The sequence below is a fragment of the Pseudomonas sp. GW821-FHT03C07 genome (assembly GCF_059420925.1).
Map to the genome: position 1 here is coordinate 90449 of NZ_JBWKUQ010000018.1, position 18693 is coordinate 109141.

Here is an 18693-nt window from a genome sequence, read left to right on the forward strand (position 1 = left end):
TGTAGGAGCCAGCTTGCCGGCGATGAGGCCTGCAAGCCTTGCCTCGGTCTTTCGGCCGCCATCGCCGGCAAGCCGGCTCCTACAAGGGGTTTGCGTGTATTCCCCGACAATGAGTAACGAATGACCTCGCTGACCCTCATCGATCTCGCCTGGACACCCCAGGGCCGTAGCCACTGCCATCACCCGTTCCAACTGCGTGATGCCAATCTGCGGGTGGCGGCCGGTGAGTTTGTCGGCCTGATCGGTCCCAATGGCAGCGGCAAGACCAGCCTGCTGCGTTGCGCCTATCGCTTCAGCCAACCGGAACACGGCGAGGTCCTGCTCGAACAGCAGAACGTCTGGAAACAATCGCCCCGCTGGTGCGCCCAGCGCATCGCCGTGGTACTCCAGGAATTCCCCGACGCCTTTGGCCTGACCGTTGAAGAAGTGGTCGCCATGGGCCGCACTCCGCACCAGAAACTCTTCGACGGCGACACCGAGTCCGACCGCCGACTGGTCCGCCAGTCCCTCGAACTGGTAGGCATGCTGGGCTTCGAGGAGCACGCCTTCGCCACCCTCTCCGGCGGTGAAAAACAACGCGTGATCCTCGCCCGCGCCCTGACCCAGCAACCACAATTGCTGATCCTCGACGAACCGACCAACCACCTCGACCCACGCTTCCAGCTGGAGCTGTTGCGCCTGGTCAGGCAGTTGAAGATCGGCGCCCTCGCCAGCATCCACGACCTCAACCTGGCCGCGGCGTTCTGCGACCGGCTGTATGTGCTCCAGCACGGACGCATCGTCGCCAGCGGCACACCCGCCGAAGTCCTGACCGCCGAGCTGCTGCGCGAGGTCTTTGGCGTCGAAGCGCTGATCGATAGCCACCCCCGCTCCGGCTACCCACGAATCACCTGGATAACCCAACCATGAAGCTACCGCACCTGGCGCTTTGCCTCGGTTCACTGTTCACGTCCGTGGTCGCCCTGGCCGAGCCAACGCATTACCCGTTGACGATCCAGAGCTGCAACCGCGAGGTGACCTTCAAGGAGGCGCCGAAACACGCGGTCAGCCATGACATCAACATGACCCAGATGATGCTCGCCCTCGGCCTCAAGCCACGCATGGCCGGCTACAGTGGAATCAGCGGCTGGAAATCGGTCACCGCGCAAATGGCCAAGACCCTCGACGGCCTGCCGGAACTGGCAACCAAGTACCCGTCGGTGGAAACCCTGCTCAATGCCAACGTCGATTTCTTCTTCGCCGGCTGGGACTACGGCATGAACGTCGGCGGCGCCGTTACCCCGGCGACACTGACGCCCCTGGGCATCAACGTCTACGAGCTGACCGAGTCCTGCGCCTTGGTGATGAAACGCCCGGGCGCCAGCCTCGACGACACCTACAACGACCTGCGCAATCTGGGCCGGATCTTCGACGTGCAGGACCGCGCCAATGCCCTGATCGGCGCGATGCAGGCGCGGCTGGCCGCGGTGCAGAAAAGCCTGCCGGACGACCGTCCACGGGTATTCCTCTATGACAGCGGTGAAGACCGCGCCATGACCTCCGGGCGCCTGGCCATGCCCCAGGCGCTGATCGACGCCGCGGGCGGACGCAACGTCCTCGACGACGTCGATGCCAGCTGGACTCGGGTCAACTGGGAAAGCGTGGTGGAGAAGAATCCCCAGGTCATCGTCATCGTCGACTACAGCGAAGTCACCGCCGAACAGAAGCAGCATTTCCTCGAAAGCAACCCGGCGCTGCAATCGGTGGATGCCATCCGTCACAAGCGTTTCGTGGTCATTCCATATGTCGAGGCGACGCCGGGTATCGATAACGTCAAGGCCATCGAAACCCTGGCCAAGGCGTTCCACCCGCAATGATGAGCCGCCGCTATGGCTTGTTGCTGACTGTCCTCGGCGCTTTGTTGCTGCTGTCCTGCGTCCTCTCACTGGGCTTCGGACCGGCACGGGTACCGGTGGAGGTGGTCTGGCGGATTCTCTTGTACAAGGCCCTGGGCCTGGGCGAGGTGAACTGGAGCACCGGACAGGAACCTATCGTCTGGCTGATCCGCGTGCCGCGCATGCTCCTCGGCGCGCTGGTGGGCGCCGGGCTGGCGCTGATCGGCGCGGTGTTGCAGGCGGTCACCCGCAATCCCCTGGCCGATCCGCATCTGCTCGGAGTGACTTCCGGGGCAACCCTCGGCGCGGTGATCGTGGTCCTCCATGTGGGCGAAATCGTCGGCCTGCTGACCTTGCCCATTGCCGCCTTTATCGGTGCCCTGGGCAGTATGCTGGCGGTGCTCGCCATCGCCAGTCGCAACGGCCGGCTGGACAGTGACCGACTGCTGCTGTGCGGGGTCGCGGTGTCCTTCGTGATGATGGCGCTGGCCAACCTGCTGCTGTTTCTCGGCGACCATCGGGCCAGCTCCGCGGTGTTGTTCTGGATGCTCGGCGGCCTCGGCCTGGCACGCTGGGAACTGCTGCCGATACCGGCGGCGAGCGTGCTGCTGGGGTTGCTGTTGCTGGTGAGCATGGCCCGGCCATTGAACGCCCTGATGGCCGGCGAACAGACCGCCGTGACCCTCGGCCTGAGCCCACGCAATGTCCGCCTGAAGGTGTTCCTGATCGCCTCGCTGATGACTGGCGTACTGGTTTCCATCAGCGGCTCCATCGGTTTTGTCGGCTTGATGGTGCCGCATATCGCCCGCTACCTGGTGGGCGCGGAACACCGGCGCCTGCTGCCGGTGTCGGCGCTGCTGGGGAGCCTGTTCCTGGTCTGGGTCGATGTCGCGGCGCGGACCCTGATCGCTCCGGAAGACCTGCCCATCGGGGTGGCCACGGCGGCCATTGGCGGGTTGTTTTTCATCGGGTTGATGCGCCGCCGGTGAAGGCCTCTTCGCGAGCAAGCTCAGCTCCCACAGGTTCCGAGTCGTTCACAAAATAATGGATCGACACGCCCCCGGTGGGAGCTGAGCTTGCTCGCGAAGAGGGCATCAGCACCAATCTGGCACACCCCGCGCACCGCAACGCCCATGTCGCCCCCGCGTGGTGCGACTGTTCAGACCAGCACCGCTCAAACACGACTGTTTCCTGCCTTTCTCCGACTAGGCACAGCCTTTGCAAAAGCCCCTTCAGTGTCTGCATCTGCCAAGCAAAAAACTTTCAACATCTGGAGATCGCACCAATGAAGCGTCGTAGCTTGATCAAGGCTTTCACACTGACGGCATCCATTGCCGCCATGGGCATGACCTGGACCGTCCAGGCTGCCGAGACCATCAAGGTCGGCATCCTGCACTCGCTGTCCGGCACCATGGCCATCTCCGAAACCTCGCTCAAAGACATGGCGCTGATGACCATCGATGAGATCAACGCCAAGGGCGGGGTCAACGGCAAGATGCTCGAACCGGTGGTGGTCGACCCGGCCTCCAACTGGCCGCTGTTCGCCGAAAAGAGCCGTCAGTTGCTGACCCAGGACAAGGTCGCCGTGGTGTTCGGCTGCTGGACTTCGGTGTCGCGCAAATCGGTGCTGCCAGTGTTCGAAGAACTCAACGGCCTGCTGTTCTACCCGGTGCAGTATGAAGGCGAAGAAATGTCGCCGAACGTGTTCTACACCGGCGCGGCGCCGAACCAGCAGGCGATCCCGGCGGTGGAATACCTGATGAGCGAAGACGGTGGCGCGGCCAAGCGCTTCTTCCTGCTCGGCACCGACTACGTCTACCCGCGCACCACCAACAAGATCCTGCGTTCGTTCCTGCACTCCAAAGGGGTGGCGGACAAGGATATCGAAGAGGTCTACACCCCGTTCGGCCACGCCGATTACCAGACCATCGTCGCCAACATCAAGAAATTCTCCGCTGGCGGCAAGACTGCCGTCATCTCCACTGTCAACGGCGACTCCAACGTGCCGTTCTACAAGGAACTGGCCAACCAGGGTCTGAAAGCCACCGACGTACCGGTGGTGGCCTTCTCCGTGGGTGAGGAAGAACTGCGCGGTATCGACACCAAGCCGCTGGTGGGCAACCTGGCGGCGTGGAACTACTTCGAGTCGGTGGATAACCCGGTGAACAAAAAATTCGTCGCCGACTGGAAGGCCTACGCCAAGAAGAAAAACCTCCCGGGCGCCGACAAAGCCGTGACCAACGACCCGATGGAAGCCACCTACGTCGGTATCCACATGTGGGCCCAGGCGGCGGAGAAAGCCAAGTCCACCGACGTCGACAAAGTGCGTGCGGCCCTGGCCGGCCAGACCTTCGCCGCACCGTCGGGCTACACCCTGACCATGGACCCGACCAACCATCACCTGCACAAGCCGGTGATGATCGGCGAGATCCAGGCCGACGGTCAGTTCAACGTGGTCTGGCAGACCAAGGGGCCGATCCGCGCCCAGCCGTGGAGCCCGTTTATCCCGGGTAACGACAAGAAGCCGGATTATGCGGTGAAGAGCAACTGAGTAACCGCTGACGGTCGACCCGGCAGGTATTCGCGGGCCGACCCAATCCCCCTGTAGGAGCCGGCTTGCCGGCGATGGCGGCCGGACGGTCGATGCAAGACTTGCGGGCCTCATCGCCGGCAAGCCGGCTCCTACAAGGTCTTATGCAAGGCCATTGCTATGCCCACTGCCCTATACCGCTTTCTCCTCGCCCTGGCACTGCTGTTGCCGATGGCCGCCCACGCCGGCGATGCCGAAGACTTTGCCGCCGCCGACTCCAGCCAACAGGCCGCCCTGCTGGAAACCTGGGCCGCGCACCCGGAGCCGGCGCGCATCGAGCTGATCAACGCCTTGCAAAGTGGTCAATTGACGCTCAACGGAGAAACCAGGACCCTGCGCCTGAACAACCGCTTGCGCGGCCTGATTGACACCGCCGTCGCCGCCCAGCAACTGCTCGCCGCCGATGCCAAGGTCCGCCTGGCCGCCGCCCAGCAACTGCAAAAAAGCGCCAAGCCGGCGCAACTGAAATTCCTCGACCAGCAACTGGCCGGCGAGACCAACGCCGAAGTCCACGCCGCCCTGAGCCTGGCCCTGGCCAATCTGCAACTGGTCGACAGCGACCCGGCGGTACGCCTGGCCGCCGTGCGCCTGCTCGGTGCCAGCGGCGACCCACTGGCCCGCACCCGCCTCGAAGGCCTGCTGCAACCTGGAGTCGAAGCCGACGCCGGCGTGCATACCGCCGCCGAAACCAGCCTGGCGCAAGTCAAACGCAAGCTGATGATCGGCGAATGGCTCGGCCAGGCCTTCAGCGGCTTGTCCCTGGGTTCGATCCTGCTGCTGGCCGCCCTCGGCCTGGCGATCACCTTCGGCCTGCTCGGGGTGATCAATATGGCCCACGGCGAAATGCTCATGCTCGGCGCCTACGCCACCTACGTCGTGCAATTGCTGTTCCAGCGCTTCCTGCCCCAAGCCATCGAGCTCTACCCGCTGGTGGCGCTGCCGGTGGCATTCTTCGTCACCGCCGGGATCGGCATGGCCCTGGAACGCACGATCATCCGCCATCTCTACGGGCGGCCACTGGAAACCCTGCTCGCCACCTGGGGCATCAGCCTGATGCTGATCCAACTGGTCCGCCTGCTGTTCGGCGCGCAGAACGTCGAGGTGGCCAACCCGGCCTGGCTCTCCGGCGGCATCCAGGTGCTGCCCAACCTGGTCCTGCCTTACAACCGCCTGGTGATCATCGCCTTCGCGCTGTTCGTCGTGGCCCTCACCTGGCTGCTGCTGAACAAGACCCGCCTGGGCCTGAACGTCCGTGCCGTTACCCAGAACCGCAACATGGCCGCCTGCTGCGGCGTACCCACCGGACGGGTGGACATGCTCGCCTTCGGCCTCGGCTCCGGCATCGCCGGTTTGGGCGGCGTCGCCCTGAGCCAGATCGGCAACGTCGGTCCGGACCTGGGCCAGAGCTACATCATCGACTCGTTCCTGGTGGTGGTGCTCGGCGGGGTCGGCCAGTTGGCCGGTAGCGTCATGGCCGCCTTCGGTCTGGGGATCGCCAACAAGATCCTCGAACCGCAGATCGGCGCGGTGCTGGGCAAGATCCTGATCCTCGCGCTGATCATTCTGTTTATCCAGAAACGCCCGCAAGGACTCTTCGCACTGAAAGGACGGGTGATCGATTGATGAACCAGCCCCTGATGCTCACCGCGACACAAAAAGCCGGGCCCGGGCTGACGATTGCCGTCGGCGTGATCGTGCTGGCGCTGCTGCTGGCCTTGCCGCTGCTGTCGCTGCTGCCGCCGGAGAACCTGTTCCACATCTCGGCCTACAGCCTGACGCTGGTGGGCAAGATTCTCTGCTACGCCATCGTCGCTCTGGCTCTGGACCTGGTCTGGGGCTACGCCGGCCTGTTGTCCCTGGGCCATGGCCTGTTCTTCGCCCTCGGCGGCTATGCCATGGGCATGTACCTGATGCGCCAGGCGTCCGGCGACGAACTGCCGGCGTTCATGACCTTCCTGTCCTGGACCGAACTGCCCTGGTACTGGACCGGCACCAGCCACTTCCTCTGGGCCCTGTGCCTGGTGGTGCTGGCGCCCGGGCTGCTGGCGCTGGTGTTCGGTTTCTTCGCCTTCCGCTCGCGGATCAAGGGCGTGTACTTCTCGATCATGACCCAGGCCCTGACCTTCGCCGGGATGCTCTTGTTCTTTCGTAACGAGACCGGTTTCGGCGGCAACAACGGCTTCACCAACTTCCGCAGCATCCTGGGGTTCGGCATCACCGAGCCGGGCACCCGCGCGGTGCTGTTCTTCGCCACCGTGGTCTTGCTGGTCGCCAGCCTCTACAGCGGCTGGCGCCTGGCCCGGAGCAAGTTCGGTCGGGTCCTGACTGCACTGCGCGATGCGGAAAACCGGCTGATGTTCTGCGGCTACGATCCCCGGGGTTTCAAGCTCTTCGTCTGGGTCTTGAGCGCCGTGTTATGCGGCCTGGCCGGGGCGCTGTATGTACCGCAGGTGGGGATCATCAACCCCAGCGAAATGTCGCCGACCAACTCCATCGAGGCCGCCGTGTGGGTGGCCCTCGGCGGGCGCGGCAGCCTGATCGGTCCGTTGCTCGGCGCGGGCATGGTCAACGGCATGAAGAGCTGGTTCACCGTGGCCTTCCCTGAGTACTGGCTGTTCTTCCTCGGCGCACTGTTTATCCTCGTGACCCTGTATCTGCCCAAGGGCGTGATCGGGCTGCTGAAGAAAAGGGGCGAACAATGAGAGTCACCGCGACCGCCGAATTCATGCTCGAACCGATCCTTGAACCGAACAAGGATGCCGGCAGCAGCCGCGATGCCATCGGTCTCGGTCAGGCCAGGAGCGACGGCCTGGACACCCGCCACGGCACCCTCCTGACCCTGGAGGACATCAGCGTCAGCTTCGATGGTTTCAAGGCCCTGAACAACCTCAACCTGTACATCGGCGTCGGCGAACTGCGCTGCATCATCGGTCCCAATGGCGCGGGCAAGACCACCCTGATGGACGTGATCACCGGCAAGACCCGGCCCAGCCACGGCAAGGCCTGGTTCGGCGAAACCCTGGACCTGTCGGCGATGAGCGAAGTGCAGATTGCCCAGGCCGGGATCGGCCGCAAGTTCCAGAAGCCGACGGTGTTCGAAGCGCTGACGGTGTTCGAGAACCTGGAACTGGCGCAGAAGACCGACAAGTCGGTGTGGGCCAGCCTGCGGGCGCGCTTGAGCGGCGAGCAGAAGGATGGCATTGCCCAGGTCCTGGAAACCATTCGTCTGAGCGGCTCGGTCAAGCGCCCGGCCGGCTTGCTGTCCCACGGCCAGAAGCAGTTCCTGGAAATCGGCATGCTGCTGGTGCAGGACCCGCAACTGTTGCTGCTCGACGAGCCGGTGGCGGGCATGACCGATGCCGAGACCGAATTCACCGCCGAGCTGTTCAAGAGCCTGGCCGGCAAGCATTCGCTGATGGTGGTGGAGCACGACATGGGCTTTGTCGGCGCGATTGCCGACCATGTCACCGTGCTGCACCAGGGCAGCGTGCTGGCCGAGGGGTCGCTGGAGCAGGTGCAGGAGAACGAGCGGGTGATCGAGGTCTACCTCGGCCGCTGAACCTTATGGGATCGGCTTTTAGGTAGGAACGAGCTTGCTCGCGATGGACGTCAACGATAACGCGTGCTGTCTGGATGAACGCGTCGCTCTCGGTTTTTTCGCGAGCAATCGAGCGTCGACCGGCTGCTCCTACAGGGTTTTTAGGGGAATTTGAACATGCTGCAAGTCGACAAACTGCACCAATACTACGGCGGCAGCCACATCCTGCGGGGCCTGTCCTTTGACGTGAAAGTCGGCGAAGTCACCTGCTTGCTGGGCCGCAACGGCGTGGGCAAGACCACCCTGCTCAAATGCCTGATGGGCCTGCTGCCCGCCAAGGAAGGGGCCGTGCAATGGGAAGGCCAAGCCATCACCCACTTCAAGCCCCACCAACGGGTTCACGCCGGCATTGCCTACGTGCCCCAGGGCCGGGAAATTTTCGGCCGCCTGAGCGTGGAAGAAAACCTGCTGATGGGCCTGTCACGCTTCCCCGCCGCCGAGGCCCGGGAAGTCCCGGCTTTCATCTACGAACTGTTCCCGGTCCTGCTGCAAATGAAGCAACGCCGTGGCGGCGACCTATCCGGCGGCCAACAGCAACAGCTGGCCATCGGTCGGGCGCTGGCCAGCCGCCCACGCCTGCTGATCCTCGACGAACCCACCGAAGGTATCCAGCCGTCGGTGATCAAGGAGATCGGCGCAGTGATCAAGCAGCTCGCCGCCCGCGGCGACATGGCGATCCTGCTGGTGGAGCAGTTCTACGATTTCGCCGCCGAACTGGCCGATCAGTACCTGGTGATGTCCCGGGGCGAGATTGTCCAGCAAGGCCGCGGAGAAAATATGGACGCCGAAGGTGTGCGCGGACTGGTTACGATCTAACCTGTAACGTCCCGACGATAATTAGAAACCATGAATTCAGCTGCCACTCACGCCCTGTTCACCCCCAGCTGGCACGCCGAGCTGGAACTCGGCTACGCCCGCTTCGGCGATTGCACGCGACCGGTCACACGGCGCCACCTGGGGCCGTTGCGGGTGCAGAAACACCTGTACGCCGAAGGTCCGCAAGTCTGCCAGCACATCATCGTCCACCCGCCGGGCGGCATTGCCGGCGGCGACCGGCTGGCGATCAGTGCCCGCGTCGAAGCCGATGCCTGGGCGCAACTGACCAGCCCCGGCGCAGCCAAGTGGTACCGCGCCGCCGGGCCGGCCTACCAGACCCTGGAGCTGAAGGTCGCCGCCGGCGCGACCCTGGAATGGCTGCCCCAGGAAACCATCGTGTTCAGCGCCGCCCAGGCTGAACTGCGTACCGGCATTGACCTTGAAGGCGACGCCCGGTTGTTCTACTGGGACATGGTCGCCCTCGGTCGTCCCGCCAGCGGCGAACGTTTCGACCTCGGGCATTACCAGTCGCAGTTGGATATCCGCCGCGACGGTAAGCTGCTCTGGCACGAACGCCAACGTATCCAGGGCGGTGATGGCCTGCTCGATTCCCCCATCGGCCTCGACGGCCAGCCGGTCTTCGCCACTTTGTTGGTGACCGGCGAGATCGACAACGAATTGCTCGAACGCTGCCGTTCAGTCCCCACGCGAGTACGCGGTGATCTGACCCAGTTGCCTGGCCTGCTGATGGCACGTTGCCTGGCCAGTGAGGCGCTGCAGGCCCGCGCCTGGCTGATCGAGCTGTGGCGGCTGTTGCGCCCGGCTCTGCTGGGGCGCACAGCCGTGCCACCAAGGATCTGGAACACCTGAATATGCCAACCCTCTTTGACTGCCTGCCAACGGACCCCGAACCATGGACCTGACACCCCGCGAAAAAGACAAACTGCTGATTTTCACCGCTGGTCTGGTGGCCGAACGGCGCCTGGCCCGCGGGGTGAAACTGAACTATCCGGAAGCCATGGCCTACATCTCCGCGGCCCTGCTCGAAGGTGCCCGCGACGGCCGGACCGTGGCCGAACTGATGCACTACGGCACCACCCTGCTCAGCCGTGAACACGTGATGGAGGGCATCCCGGAAATGATCCCGGAGATCCAGGTCGAAGCCACCTTCCCCGATGGCACCAAGCTGGTCACCGTCCACCAACCCATTGCCTGAGGCCGCCCATGTCTTACGTTATTCGTGATGCCGCCCACGCCGACCTGCCGGCGATCCGCGACATCTACAACGATGCGGTGCTGAGCACCACGGCCATCTGGAACGAACAACCGGTGGACCTGGGCAATCGCCAGGCCTGGTTCAGCGCCCGTCAAGGCCAGGGTTATCCGATCCTGGTGATCGTCGACAGCAGCAACACCGTGCTCGGCTATGCCTCCTTCGGCGACTGGCGGCCCTTCGAGGGCTTCCGCCACACCGTCGAACACTCGGTCTACGTGCGCAGCGACCAGCGTGGCAATGGCCTCGGCCCGCAGCTGATGACGGCGCTGATCGAGCGCGCCCGTGGCTGTGATAAACATGTGATGGTCGCCGCCATCGAAAGCGGCAACCGTGCTTCCATTCGTTTGCATGAACGCCAGGGCTTTGCCATTACCGGACAAATGCCCCAGGTGGGGGTGAAGTTCGGCCGTTGGCTGGACCTGACCTTCATGCAACTGACCCTGAATCCGGGCGCCCTGCCGCCTGCCGTCAACCAGGAGTAACCCGCCATGAACGCCGCCCAACTGCGTCGTGTGAATAACGAAAGCTTTGCGCACTACCGCCAGGGTTTGATCGATTTGCTGCTGGACGCCGTTCGCCACGGCGCCAGCGTGGGTTTCATGGCCGATCTCGACGCCGGCCAGGCCCGCGACTACTTCGACACGGTGCAAACCGCGTTGCAGGATGGCAGCCTGCTGCTCTGGGTGGTGGTGCGTGACGAACAGGTACTGGCCAGCGTGCAACTGAGCCTGTGCCAGAAGGCCAATGGCCTGAACCGCGCCGAGGTGCAAAAACTGCTGGTGTACAGCGAAGCCCGCCATCGCGGCCTCGGCCAGCAACTGATCCAGGCCCTGGAGCAGACAGCGAAACAACACAAGCGCGGCCTGCTGCATCTCGACACCGAGGCCGGCTCCGAGGCCGAAGCCTTCTACAGCGCCCTGGGTTACACCCGGGTCGGCGAACTGCCGAACTACTGCGCCACACCGGATGGTCGCTACAAGGCCACCGCCATTTACTTCAAGACCCTGGGACAACCCGAATGATTCCTGGCGAATATCAGATCCAGCCCGGCGACATCGAACTCAATGTCGGGCGCCGGACCCTCAGCCTGACTGTGGCGAACAGCGGCGACCGACCGATCCAGGTCGGCTCGCACTATCATTTTTTCGAGACCAACGACGCCTTGAGCTTCGATCGCCCCGCCAGCCGCGGCATGCGCCTGAATATCCCGGCCGGCACCGCCGTGCGTTTCGAACCGGGGCAGAGCCGGGATGTCGAGTTGGTGGAGCTGGCGGGGTTGCGGCGGGTGTTCGGGTTTGCCGGGCGGGTCATGGGCGACCTTGACTGAGGTGTTGCCCGCACTGACGTCTTCGCGGGCAAGCTCCGCTCCCACAAGTGTTATGTCGTACCCGAGTCTTGAGTTCAACACGGGCAGTGTGGGAGCGGAGCTTGCCCGCGAAGACGGACTCAAGTTCGCCCTCGCCGACACGTCGAACACCTGACACCCGGATGAACGCTCGCCCTTTCTACAAGGATCCACGATGAAGATTTCCAGACAAGCCTACGCCGACATGTTCGGCCCCACCGTCGGCGACAAGGTGCGCCTGGCCGACACCGAACTGTGGATCGAAGTGGAAAAGGACTTCACCACCTACGGTGAAGAAGTAAAATTCGGCGGCGGCAAGGTCATCCGCGACGGCATGGGCCAGGGCCAGTTGCTGGCCGCCGAAGTCGTCGACACCCTGATCACCAACGCCCTGATCATCGACCACTGGGGCATCGTCAAGGCCGACGTCGGCCTCAAGGACGGTCGCATCGCCGCCATCGGCAAGGCCGGCAACCCGGACATCCAGCCCGACGTGACCATCGCCGTCGGCGCCAGCACCGAAGTCATTGCCGGCGAAGGCATGATCCTCACCGCCGGTGGCATCGACACCCATATCCACTTCATCTGCCCGCAGCAGATCGAAGAAGCGCTGATGAGCGGCGTCACCACCATGATCGGTGGCGGCACCGGACCGGCCACCGGCACCAACGCCACCACCTGCACCTCCGGGCCCTGGCACCTGGCACGCATGCTCCAGGCCGCCGACGCCTTCCCGATGAACATCGGCTTCACCGGCAAGGGCAACGCCAGCCTGCCGCAGCCGCTGATCGAGCAGGTCGAGGCCGGCGCCATCGGCCTCAAGCTCCATGAAGACTGGGGTACCACGCCGGCCGCCATCGACAACTGCCTGAGCGTGGCCGACCAGTACGACGTGCAGGTGGCGATCCACACCGACACCCTCAACGAGTCCGGCTTTGTCGAAACCACCCTCGCCGCGTTCAAGGGCCGCACCATCCACACCTATCACACCGAAGGCGCGGGCGGCGGCCATGCGCCAGACATCATCAAGGCCTGCGGCTTCCCCAACGTACTGCCCAGCTCGACCAACCCGACCCGGCCATTTACCCGCAACACCATCGACGAACACCTCGACATGCTGATGGTCTGCCATCACCTCGACCCGAGCATCGCCGAGGACGTGGCGTTTGCCGAGAGCCGCATCCGCCGGGAGACCATCGCCGCCGAAGACATCCTCCACGACCTCGGCGCGTTCTCGATGATCAGCTCCGACAGCCAGGCCATGGGCCGGGTCGGGGAAGTCATCACACGGACCTGGCAGACCGCCGACAAAATGAAGAAACAACGCGGCCCGCTGCCGGGCGACGGTGACGGCAACAGCAACTTCCGGGTCAAGCGCTATATCGCCAAATACACCATCAACCCGGCGATCACCCACGGCATCAGCCATGAAGTGGGTTCGATCGAAGTGGGCAAATGGGCCGACCTGGTGCTCTGGCGCCCGGCGTTCTTCGGTGTGAAACCGACGCTGATCCTCAAAGGCGGGGCGATTGCCGCCAGCCTCATGGGCGATGCCAACGCCTCGATCCCGACGCCGCAGCCGGTGCACTACCGGCCGATGTTCGCCAGCTACGGCGGCTCATTGCACGCCACCAGCCTGACCTTTATCAGCCAGGCGGCGCAGGCCGCGGGTATTCCCCAGAGCCTGGGCTTGAAGAAAAAGATCGCCGTGGTCAAAGGTTGCCGCGACGTGCAGAAAACCGACCTGATCCACAACGACTACCTGCCGCACATCGACGTCGACCCGCAGACCTACCAGGTCAAGGCCGATGGTGTGCTGCTGTGGTGCGAGCCGGCGGACGTGCTGCCAATGGCACAACGCTACTTCCTGTTCTGAGCCTCGCGGGAGCCAGGCACGGCCAGAATGCCTTTTCTACCCGCCAATGGGACGCAAAGGCGCTAAGCTAGCCGTTAACCTGGCGAGTACCCTTTCGAGATAACGAGCATGCACCTATCCACCTTTATCGTGCAGCAGGTCGACAGCATCGTCGATGAGTGGGAACAGTTCGCCAAAACCCTGACCCCAGCGGCGGCGGCCATGGGCCGGGGCGACTTGCGCGACCACGCCAAATCGATCCTGCTGGCCGCCGCCCGGGACATGCAAACCCAGCAGAGCGCCAGCGAACAGACCGCCAAGTCCAAGGGCGACAGCCCGGACAGCAGCCCGAGCCTGGACATCGCTGCCGCCAGCCATGGTGAACTGCGCCACACCGCCGGTTTCGACCTGATGCAGATGACCTCGGAGTTCCGGCACCTGCGCGCCTGCGTGATTCGCCGCTGGGTCAACAGCCTGGCCTCGCCGGAACTGGAGCATTTCCAGGAGATGATTCGCTTCAACGAAGCCATCGACGAAGCCCTGACCGAATCCACCGCCGCCTACGCCGAACAGGTGAACCGTTCACGGGATATTTTCCTCGCCATTCTCGGCCATGACCTGCGCGCGCCCTTGCAGGCCGTGAGCATGTCCACCGAAATGCTGGTGCGCAAGACCCGCCTGGATGCCGACGGCCTGGTGTATGTCGCCAGCATCAAGCGCGGCACCCAACATATGGGCAGCATGATCAGCGACCTGCTGGAGTTCGTTCGCAGCCGCCTGGGCAGCAGCCTGCCCATCGACCCGGCGCCGATGGACCTGAGCAGTGCGGCGAAGGCCGTGATCAATGAAGCCTGGGCCGGACAGCCGGATTGCCTGCCGCTGCTGAAAGTGGAAGGCGATGTACACGGGGTGTGGGATCGGGGACGCATCGAGCAACTGCTGCAGAACCTGATCGGCAATGCCTTGCAACATGGTGCCAGCCATCGGCCGCTGACCCTGAGCCTGGAAGGGGGGGCGGAGGCCGTCAGCCTGACCATGCACAACTTCGGCACCCCGATTCCGCCGGAAGCCCTGGCAACGATCTTCGACCCGTTGGTGCGTAGCGCCAGCGAAGAGATCGGCCAGCCGGGTACCGCCACCAGCCTGGGCTTGGGGCTGTATATCGCCAAGGAAGTGGTGACCGCCCATCAGGGCACGATAGAGGTCAGCTCCAGCGCCGCAGACGGGACACGCTTTACCGTGGTCCTGCCCAGGATCTCGCGGGCCTAGCGACGCGATCCATCAGGTACACCGCGTCATCGTTCATCGCCGGCAAGCCGGCTCCCACAAGGGATTTGTACCCACCACAAATTCCTCGTCCGACACCGCCCCCCTGTGGGAGGAATTTGTGCCCTCCACAAATTCCTTGTCCGACACCGCCCCCTGTGGGAGGGATTTGTGCCCTCCACAAATCCCTTGTCCGACACCGCCCCCTGTGGGAGGAATTTGTGCCCTCCACAAATTCCTTGTCCGACACCGCCCCCTGTGGGAGCTGGCTTGCCAGCGATCCGCCGTAGGCGGCCATTCACCCGGCTACTGGATACAGACCCCATTCACTCGTGCACAAAGCGCCCCAGGCGCTGGCGCAACATCTGGTTCTCCGCCCGCAGCAACTGCACTTCCGCCAGCAGGTCCAGCGCCAGCGCGACACCCTCCCACTCCAGCTCCAGGTCCCGATGCAGCTTCACCGCGCGGCGCGCAATCGCCGGCGCTTCATCGCCAAAACGCCAAGCCTCGGGCGAACGCCCCTGAGGTTCAAGAATGCCGTGTTCGACGATTTCGATCACGTAGGCAACCGGCAATTGGGTCACCTCACAAAAAGCCTGCATATCCAGTTGAACGGTCAAGGGGCTGCTCATGATTAGCTACTCCATTGCTCTCTCGGGTCGAAGGCGGCCTTTTTCGCCAGTTCCTGCCACAACGCCTTGACGGCATCGTCGTTCTGCCGGGGCATGACCGCCTTGAGTTGCACGAACAGATAACCGCGCTGCCCGGCCTTGTTCAACAACCCATGGCCCTTGGCCCGCATGCGCTGGCCGTTCTGGCTACCCGCCGGGACCTTGAGGTTGATCTTGCCGGTCAGGGTCGGCACCGCGACCTCGGCGCCCAACGCCAGCTCCCAGGGGGCCAGCGGCAGGGTAATGATCAGGTTCTCTCCTTCGACATCAAATTTGGGGTGAGGTGCGAAACGAATCGTCAGATACAGGTCGCCATTCGCCCCGCCGCCGACACCCGGCGCACCCTGACCCTTGAGGCGGATACGCTCGCCGTCGGTGACACCGGCCGGAATCTTCACGTTCAGGCTCTTGCTGGTGTTGCTGACATGCTGCCCGGCGGCATTGTGCTGCGGGATCTGGAAACTGACCTTCTTCGATTCGTTGGAGAGGCTTTCTTCCAGGAAAATCGGTAATTCCAGTTCCACGTCCTGCCCTCGCCGGCCGGCGCTGCGGCCCGGTTGTCCACCACCAAAACCATTGCCGCGCGAGCCGAAGATCGAACTGAAGAAGTCCGAGAAGTCGCCGGTGTCCGCGCCGCCGCCACCAAAACCGCCACGGCCCTGCCAACCCGGCGGGCCCTGGAACGGCTGGCCGTGCTGGCCGTATTTACGCAGGTCGTCGTACTCGGCGCGCTTGTCGGCGCTTTTCAGCGCTTCATAGGCTTCGGAGGCATCCTTGAATTTCGCCTCGGCGTCCTTTTCCTTGCTGACATCCGGGTGGTACTTGCGCGCCAGCTTGCGGTACGCGGCCTTGATGGTCTTGTCGTCCGCCGTCGGCTCCACACCCAGGATCTTGTAATAGTCTTTGAAGTCCATCTAAGGATCACCATCCGTTATCGATATCGCGCCGCTCGGCAAGACACAGCATGCGCGCATCGGCGCGACAAAGATTGACCGATCTCAAGGCTGTGACTCAGGGGCGCTGCAGAAGTTTATCGGCGGTCACTGCCATTTCTTGTCATCGACAGATACAAACCGAACCAATGACTGCAAGTTTGGGGACGATTGCCCGCCTTTCAAGTCCAATACGTTACAAGAACCGCTATTTAACGGATCACCGGCCTTCGAATCCGGGCGCGACTGGCATACACTGCGCGGCCGTTTTGCAACCGGAACCCGAACACCATGAACAACGCCTCTGGGGCTCGTGCCTGCGGCATCGACTTCGGCACCTCCAACTCCACCGTCGGCTGGATACGTCCCGGCATGGAAACGCTGATCGCGCTGGAGGACGACAAGATCACCCTGCCGTCGGTGGTCTTCTTCAATTTCGAGGAGCGCCGCCCGGTCTATGGCCGGCTGGCCCTGCACGAGTACCTGGAAGGCTACGAAGGCCGGCTGATGCGCTCGCTCAAGAGCCTGCTCGGCTCCAAGCTGATCAAGCACGACACCAGCGTGCTCGGCACCGCAATGCCGTTCAAAGACCTGCTGGGGCTGTTTATCGGCCAGTTGAAGCTGCGCGCCGAAACCGCCGCCGGGCGCGAGTTCGAGCAGGTGGTGCTGGGTCGTCCGGTGTTCTTCGTCGACGAAGACCCCGCCGCCGACCAGGAAGCCGAAGACACCCTGGCCGAAGTGGCGAAGAAACTCGGTTTCAAGGAAGTGTCCTTCCAGTACGAGCCGATCGCCGCGGCCTTCGACTACGAGTCGACCCTGGACCGTGAAGAACTGGTGCTGATCGTCGACATCGGCGGCGGTACCTCGGACTTCTCCCTGGTGCGCCTGTCGCCGGAGCGTCGGGACCTGGACAACCGTCACGACGATATCCTCGCCACCGGCGGCGTGCACATCGGCGGGACCGACTTCGACAAGCAACTGAGCTTGCAAGGCGTGATGCCACTGTTCGGCTACGGCAGCCGGATGAAGAGTGGCGCCTATATGCCCACCAGCCATCACATGAGCCTGGCGACCTGGCACACCATCAACTCGGTGTACTCGCAGAAAACCCACCTGGCCCTGGGCAGCATGCGCTACGACATCGAGGACACCGGCGGTATCGATCGCCTGTTCAAGCTGATCGAACAGCGCGCCGGCCACTGGCTGGCGATGGAAATCGAGGAAACCAAGATCGAGTTGACCCATGCCGCACAGCGCCATGTGCCGCTGGATCGTATCGAGCCGGGTTTGAGCGTGGAGTTGAGCCGGGCCCTGTTCGAGTCGGCTATCGACAACCTGCTGGAGCGGATCCGCAACAGTGTCAGCCAACTGCTCGGCGATGCCGGGGTGGGTGTCGCACAGGTCGATACGGTGTTCTTCACCGGCGGTTCCAGCGCTATTCCGGCGCTGCGCCAGAGCGTCTCGGCGATGTTGCCCAATGCCCGGCATGTGGAAGGCAATATCTTCGGCAGCATCGGCAGCGGCCTGGCTATCGAGGCGAAGAAGCGCTACGGCTGACACCCCCTGGGACCTGAATTAAAACGCGGCCCCGGTAGGAGCCAGCTTGCTGGCGATAGCGGCCGATCAGGCGATGCAAGGCTCACTGGCCTCATCGCCAGCAAGCTGGCTCCTACCGGGTTTTGTGCTGTTTTCAGTATTTTCTCAGAACGCGATACCAACCTTGGCACCAAACTCGTCACGCTGGAGTTTGACCTTCTTGGCCACGTCGTTATTGATATTCAACTGATACCCGGTCTGGCTGTAATAAACCCCCGCCGTGATCGGCAACGAACCTTGGGTGTTGAACAGAAAGTTCGCTTCCGCGTAGGGATTGGTCCGGTCCTTCAGGTCCGCGGTCACGACATCCATACCATTGATCTTGAGTTTCAGATCGCTTTCGGTGCTCCGACGCACGCCCGCCTCCAGGCGCACGGTGGTGGAATCAAAGTGGTGGGTATAACCCATCGCCGCCTTGAGGAACGGCGAGCGGCCGACCAGGGCAATCTCGTGACGGTCGATTTTTGACGAGTAGCGGGTACGACCGTATCCACCTCCGCCGATCACATCGAGGGCGTCACGATCCCCCAGGGCCATACGCCAGCCTATATCCACATCCCCCTGGAAATCCTTGAGCTGGTCGTCCTTGTCCTTGCCGGACTTCAGGTCAATACCGGCCTGATAGATCAAGCCGACCCCGGCGCTCATCTTGTTGCCGAAGTTATAGAACAGACCGCCCTCGGCCAGCGAGTCCTTCTCGGACAAACCCGCCCCTTTGAGGTTGAAGCGGTTATAGGTGCCGAGGACACCGAATTGCGAGATCGGCTCACTGGATGGCGCAGCCGTTGCCAACAGGGGCATTGCAATCAAGGCAACGGCGGCAGACGTGCTAATCAGTTGAGTAAGCATGGGAAACAACAGCTCCATCTGAGGA

At 63.3% G+C, this 18693-nt stretch carries 19 protein-coding genes; 16 read left to right on the forward strand and 3 right to left on the reverse strand.

All coding sequences use genetic code 11. The features are described from left to right. Positions 1–120 precede the first annotated feature (120 nt). From AC07VG_RS26625 to AC07VG_RS26695, 15 genes are all read left to right on the forward strand, one after another. Positions 121–909 (forward strand): ABC transporter ATP-binding protein, encoded by a 789-nt coding sequence (locus AC07VG_RS26625; RefSeq protein WP_495022187.1) that lies wholly within the window; start codon positions 121–123, stop codon positions 907–909. After that, positions 906–1856, forward strand: a complete 951-nt coding sequence (locus tag AC07VG_RS26630) for an ABC transporter substrate-binding protein (protein ID WP_495022188.1) — start codon at positions 906–908, stop codon at positions 1854–1856. The genes AC07VG_RS26625 and AC07VG_RS26630 overlap by 4 nt, the downstream gene beginning before the upstream one ends. Next, positions 1853–2863: a FecCD family ABC transporter permease gene (locus tag AC07VG_RS26635; protein WP_495003540.1), complete on the forward strand. Its 1011-nt coding sequence runs from the start codon at positions 1853–1855 to the stop codon at positions 2861–2863. Before AC07VG_RS26630 ends, AC07VG_RS26635 begins: the two co-directional genes overlap by 4 nt. Before the next feature lie 296 nt (positions 2864–3159). Next, positions 3160–4425 carry an urea ABC transporter substrate-binding protein gene (urtA, locus tag AC07VG_RS26640; protein WP_152741566.1) on the forward strand — a complete coding sequence of 422 codons (1266 nt, stop codon included), beginning with the start codon at positions 3160–3162 and terminating at the stop codon, positions 4423–4425. A 159-nt stretch (positions 4426–4584) separates the two neighbouring features. Then, positions 4585–6087: an urea ABC transporter permease subunit UrtB gene (gene urtB, locus AC07VG_RS26645; protein WP_495003539.1), complete on the forward strand. Its 1503-nt coding sequence runs from the start codon at positions 4585–4587 to the stop codon at positions 6085–6087. Further along, complete coding sequence (gene urtC, locus AC07VG_RS26650) at positions 6087–7166, forward strand: urea ABC transporter permease subunit UrtC (RefSeq protein ID WP_495003538.1); 1080 nt, start codon at positions 6087–6089, stop codon at positions 7164–7166. The genes urtB and urtC overlap by 1 nt, the downstream gene beginning before the upstream one ends. Then, the gene (urtD, locus tag AC07VG_RS26655) at positions 7163–8023 is read left to right on the forward strand and encodes an urea ABC transporter ATP-binding protein UrtD (RefSeq protein ID WP_495003537.1); all 861 of its coding nucleotides are present in this window, start codon (positions 7163–7165) and stop codon (positions 8021–8023) included. The genes urtC and urtD overlap by 4 nt, the downstream gene beginning before the upstream one ends. 156 nt (positions 8024–8179) lie before the next feature. Next, the gene (gene urtE / locus AC07VG_RS26660) at positions 8180–8878 is read left to right on the forward strand and encodes an urea ABC transporter ATP-binding subunit UrtE (RefSeq protein WP_495003536.1); all 699 of its coding nucleotides are present in this window, start codon (positions 8180–8182) and stop codon (positions 8876–8878) included. 30 nt (positions 8879–8908) lie between these two features. Then, the gene (locus tag AC07VG_RS26665) at positions 8909–9748 is read left to right on the forward strand and encodes an urease accessory protein UreD (RefSeq protein ID WP_495003535.1); all 840 of its coding nucleotides are present in this window, start codon (positions 8909–8911) and stop codon (positions 9746–9748) included. A gap of 43 nt (positions 9749–9791) precedes the next feature. Next, entirely contained in the window at positions 9792–10094 is a 303-nt protein-coding gene (gene ureA / locus AC07VG_RS26670; protein WP_495003534.1) for an urease subunit gamma, read from the forward strand. Positions 10095–10102: 8 nt separating this feature from the next. Continuing rightward, positions 10103–10636, forward strand: a complete 534-nt coding sequence (locus AC07VG_RS26675; protein WP_495003533.1) for a GNAT family N-acetyltransferase — start codon at positions 10103–10105, stop codon at positions 10634–10636. Between the two features lie 6 nt (positions 10637–10642). Further along, on the forward strand, positions 10643–11176 hold the full coding sequence (locus AC07VG_RS26680; RefSeq protein WP_495003532.1) for a GNAT family N-acetyltransferase: 534 nt from the start codon (positions 10643–10645) through the stop codon (positions 11174–11176). Next, complete coding sequence (locus AC07VG_RS26685) at positions 11173–11481, forward strand: urease subunit beta (protein WP_495003531.1); 309 nt, start codon at positions 11173–11175, stop codon at positions 11479–11481. The genes AC07VG_RS26680 and AC07VG_RS26685 overlap by 4 nt, the downstream gene beginning before the upstream one ends. Before the next feature lie 193 nt (positions 11482–11674). Further along, the gene (gene ureC, locus AC07VG_RS26690; RefSeq protein ID WP_495003530.1) at positions 11675–13375 is read left to right on the forward strand and encodes an urease subunit alpha; all 1701 of its coding nucleotides are present in this window, start codon (positions 11675–11677) and stop codon (positions 13373–13375) included. Positions 13376–13483: 108 nt separating this feature from the next. After that, positions 13484–14623 (forward strand): sensor histidine kinase, encoded by a 1140-nt coding sequence (locus AC07VG_RS26695; protein ID WP_495003529.1) that lies wholly within the window; start codon positions 13484–13486, stop codon positions 14621–14623. A gap of 323 nt (positions 14624–14946) precedes the next feature. Here AC07VG_RS26695 and AC07VG_RS26700 read toward each other — a convergent pair whose 3' ends face one another. Beyond that, positions 14947–15252 (reverse strand): chaperone modulator CbpM, encoded by a 306-nt coding sequence (locus tag AC07VG_RS26700; RefSeq protein WP_495003528.1) that lies wholly within the window; start codon positions 15250–15252, stop codon positions 14947–14949. Positions 15253–15254: 2 nt separating this feature from the next. Beyond that, positions 15255–16205 (reverse strand): DnaJ C-terminal domain-containing protein, encoded by a 951-nt coding sequence (locus AC07VG_RS26705; protein ID WP_495003527.1) that lies wholly within the window; start codon positions 16203–16205, stop codon positions 15255–15257. A 309-nt stretch (positions 16206–16514) separates the two neighbouring features. Between AC07VG_RS26705 and AC07VG_RS26710 the strand changes: the two genes are divergently transcribed. Further along, the gene (locus AC07VG_RS26710; protein WP_495003526.1) at positions 16515–17780 is read left to right on the forward strand and encodes an Hsp70 family protein; all 1266 of its coding nucleotides are present in this window, start codon (positions 16515–16517) and stop codon (positions 17778–17780) included. Positions 17781–17924: 144 nt separating this feature from the next. Here AC07VG_RS26710 and AC07VG_RS26715 read toward each other — a convergent pair whose 3' ends face one another. Continuing rightward, the gene (locus tag AC07VG_RS26715; protein ID WP_495022189.1) at positions 17925–18668 is read right to left on the reverse strand and encodes an outer membrane beta-barrel protein; all 744 of its coding nucleotides are present in this window, start codon (positions 18666–18668) and stop codon (positions 17925–17927) included. Positions 18669–18693: the final 25 nt, after the last annotated feature.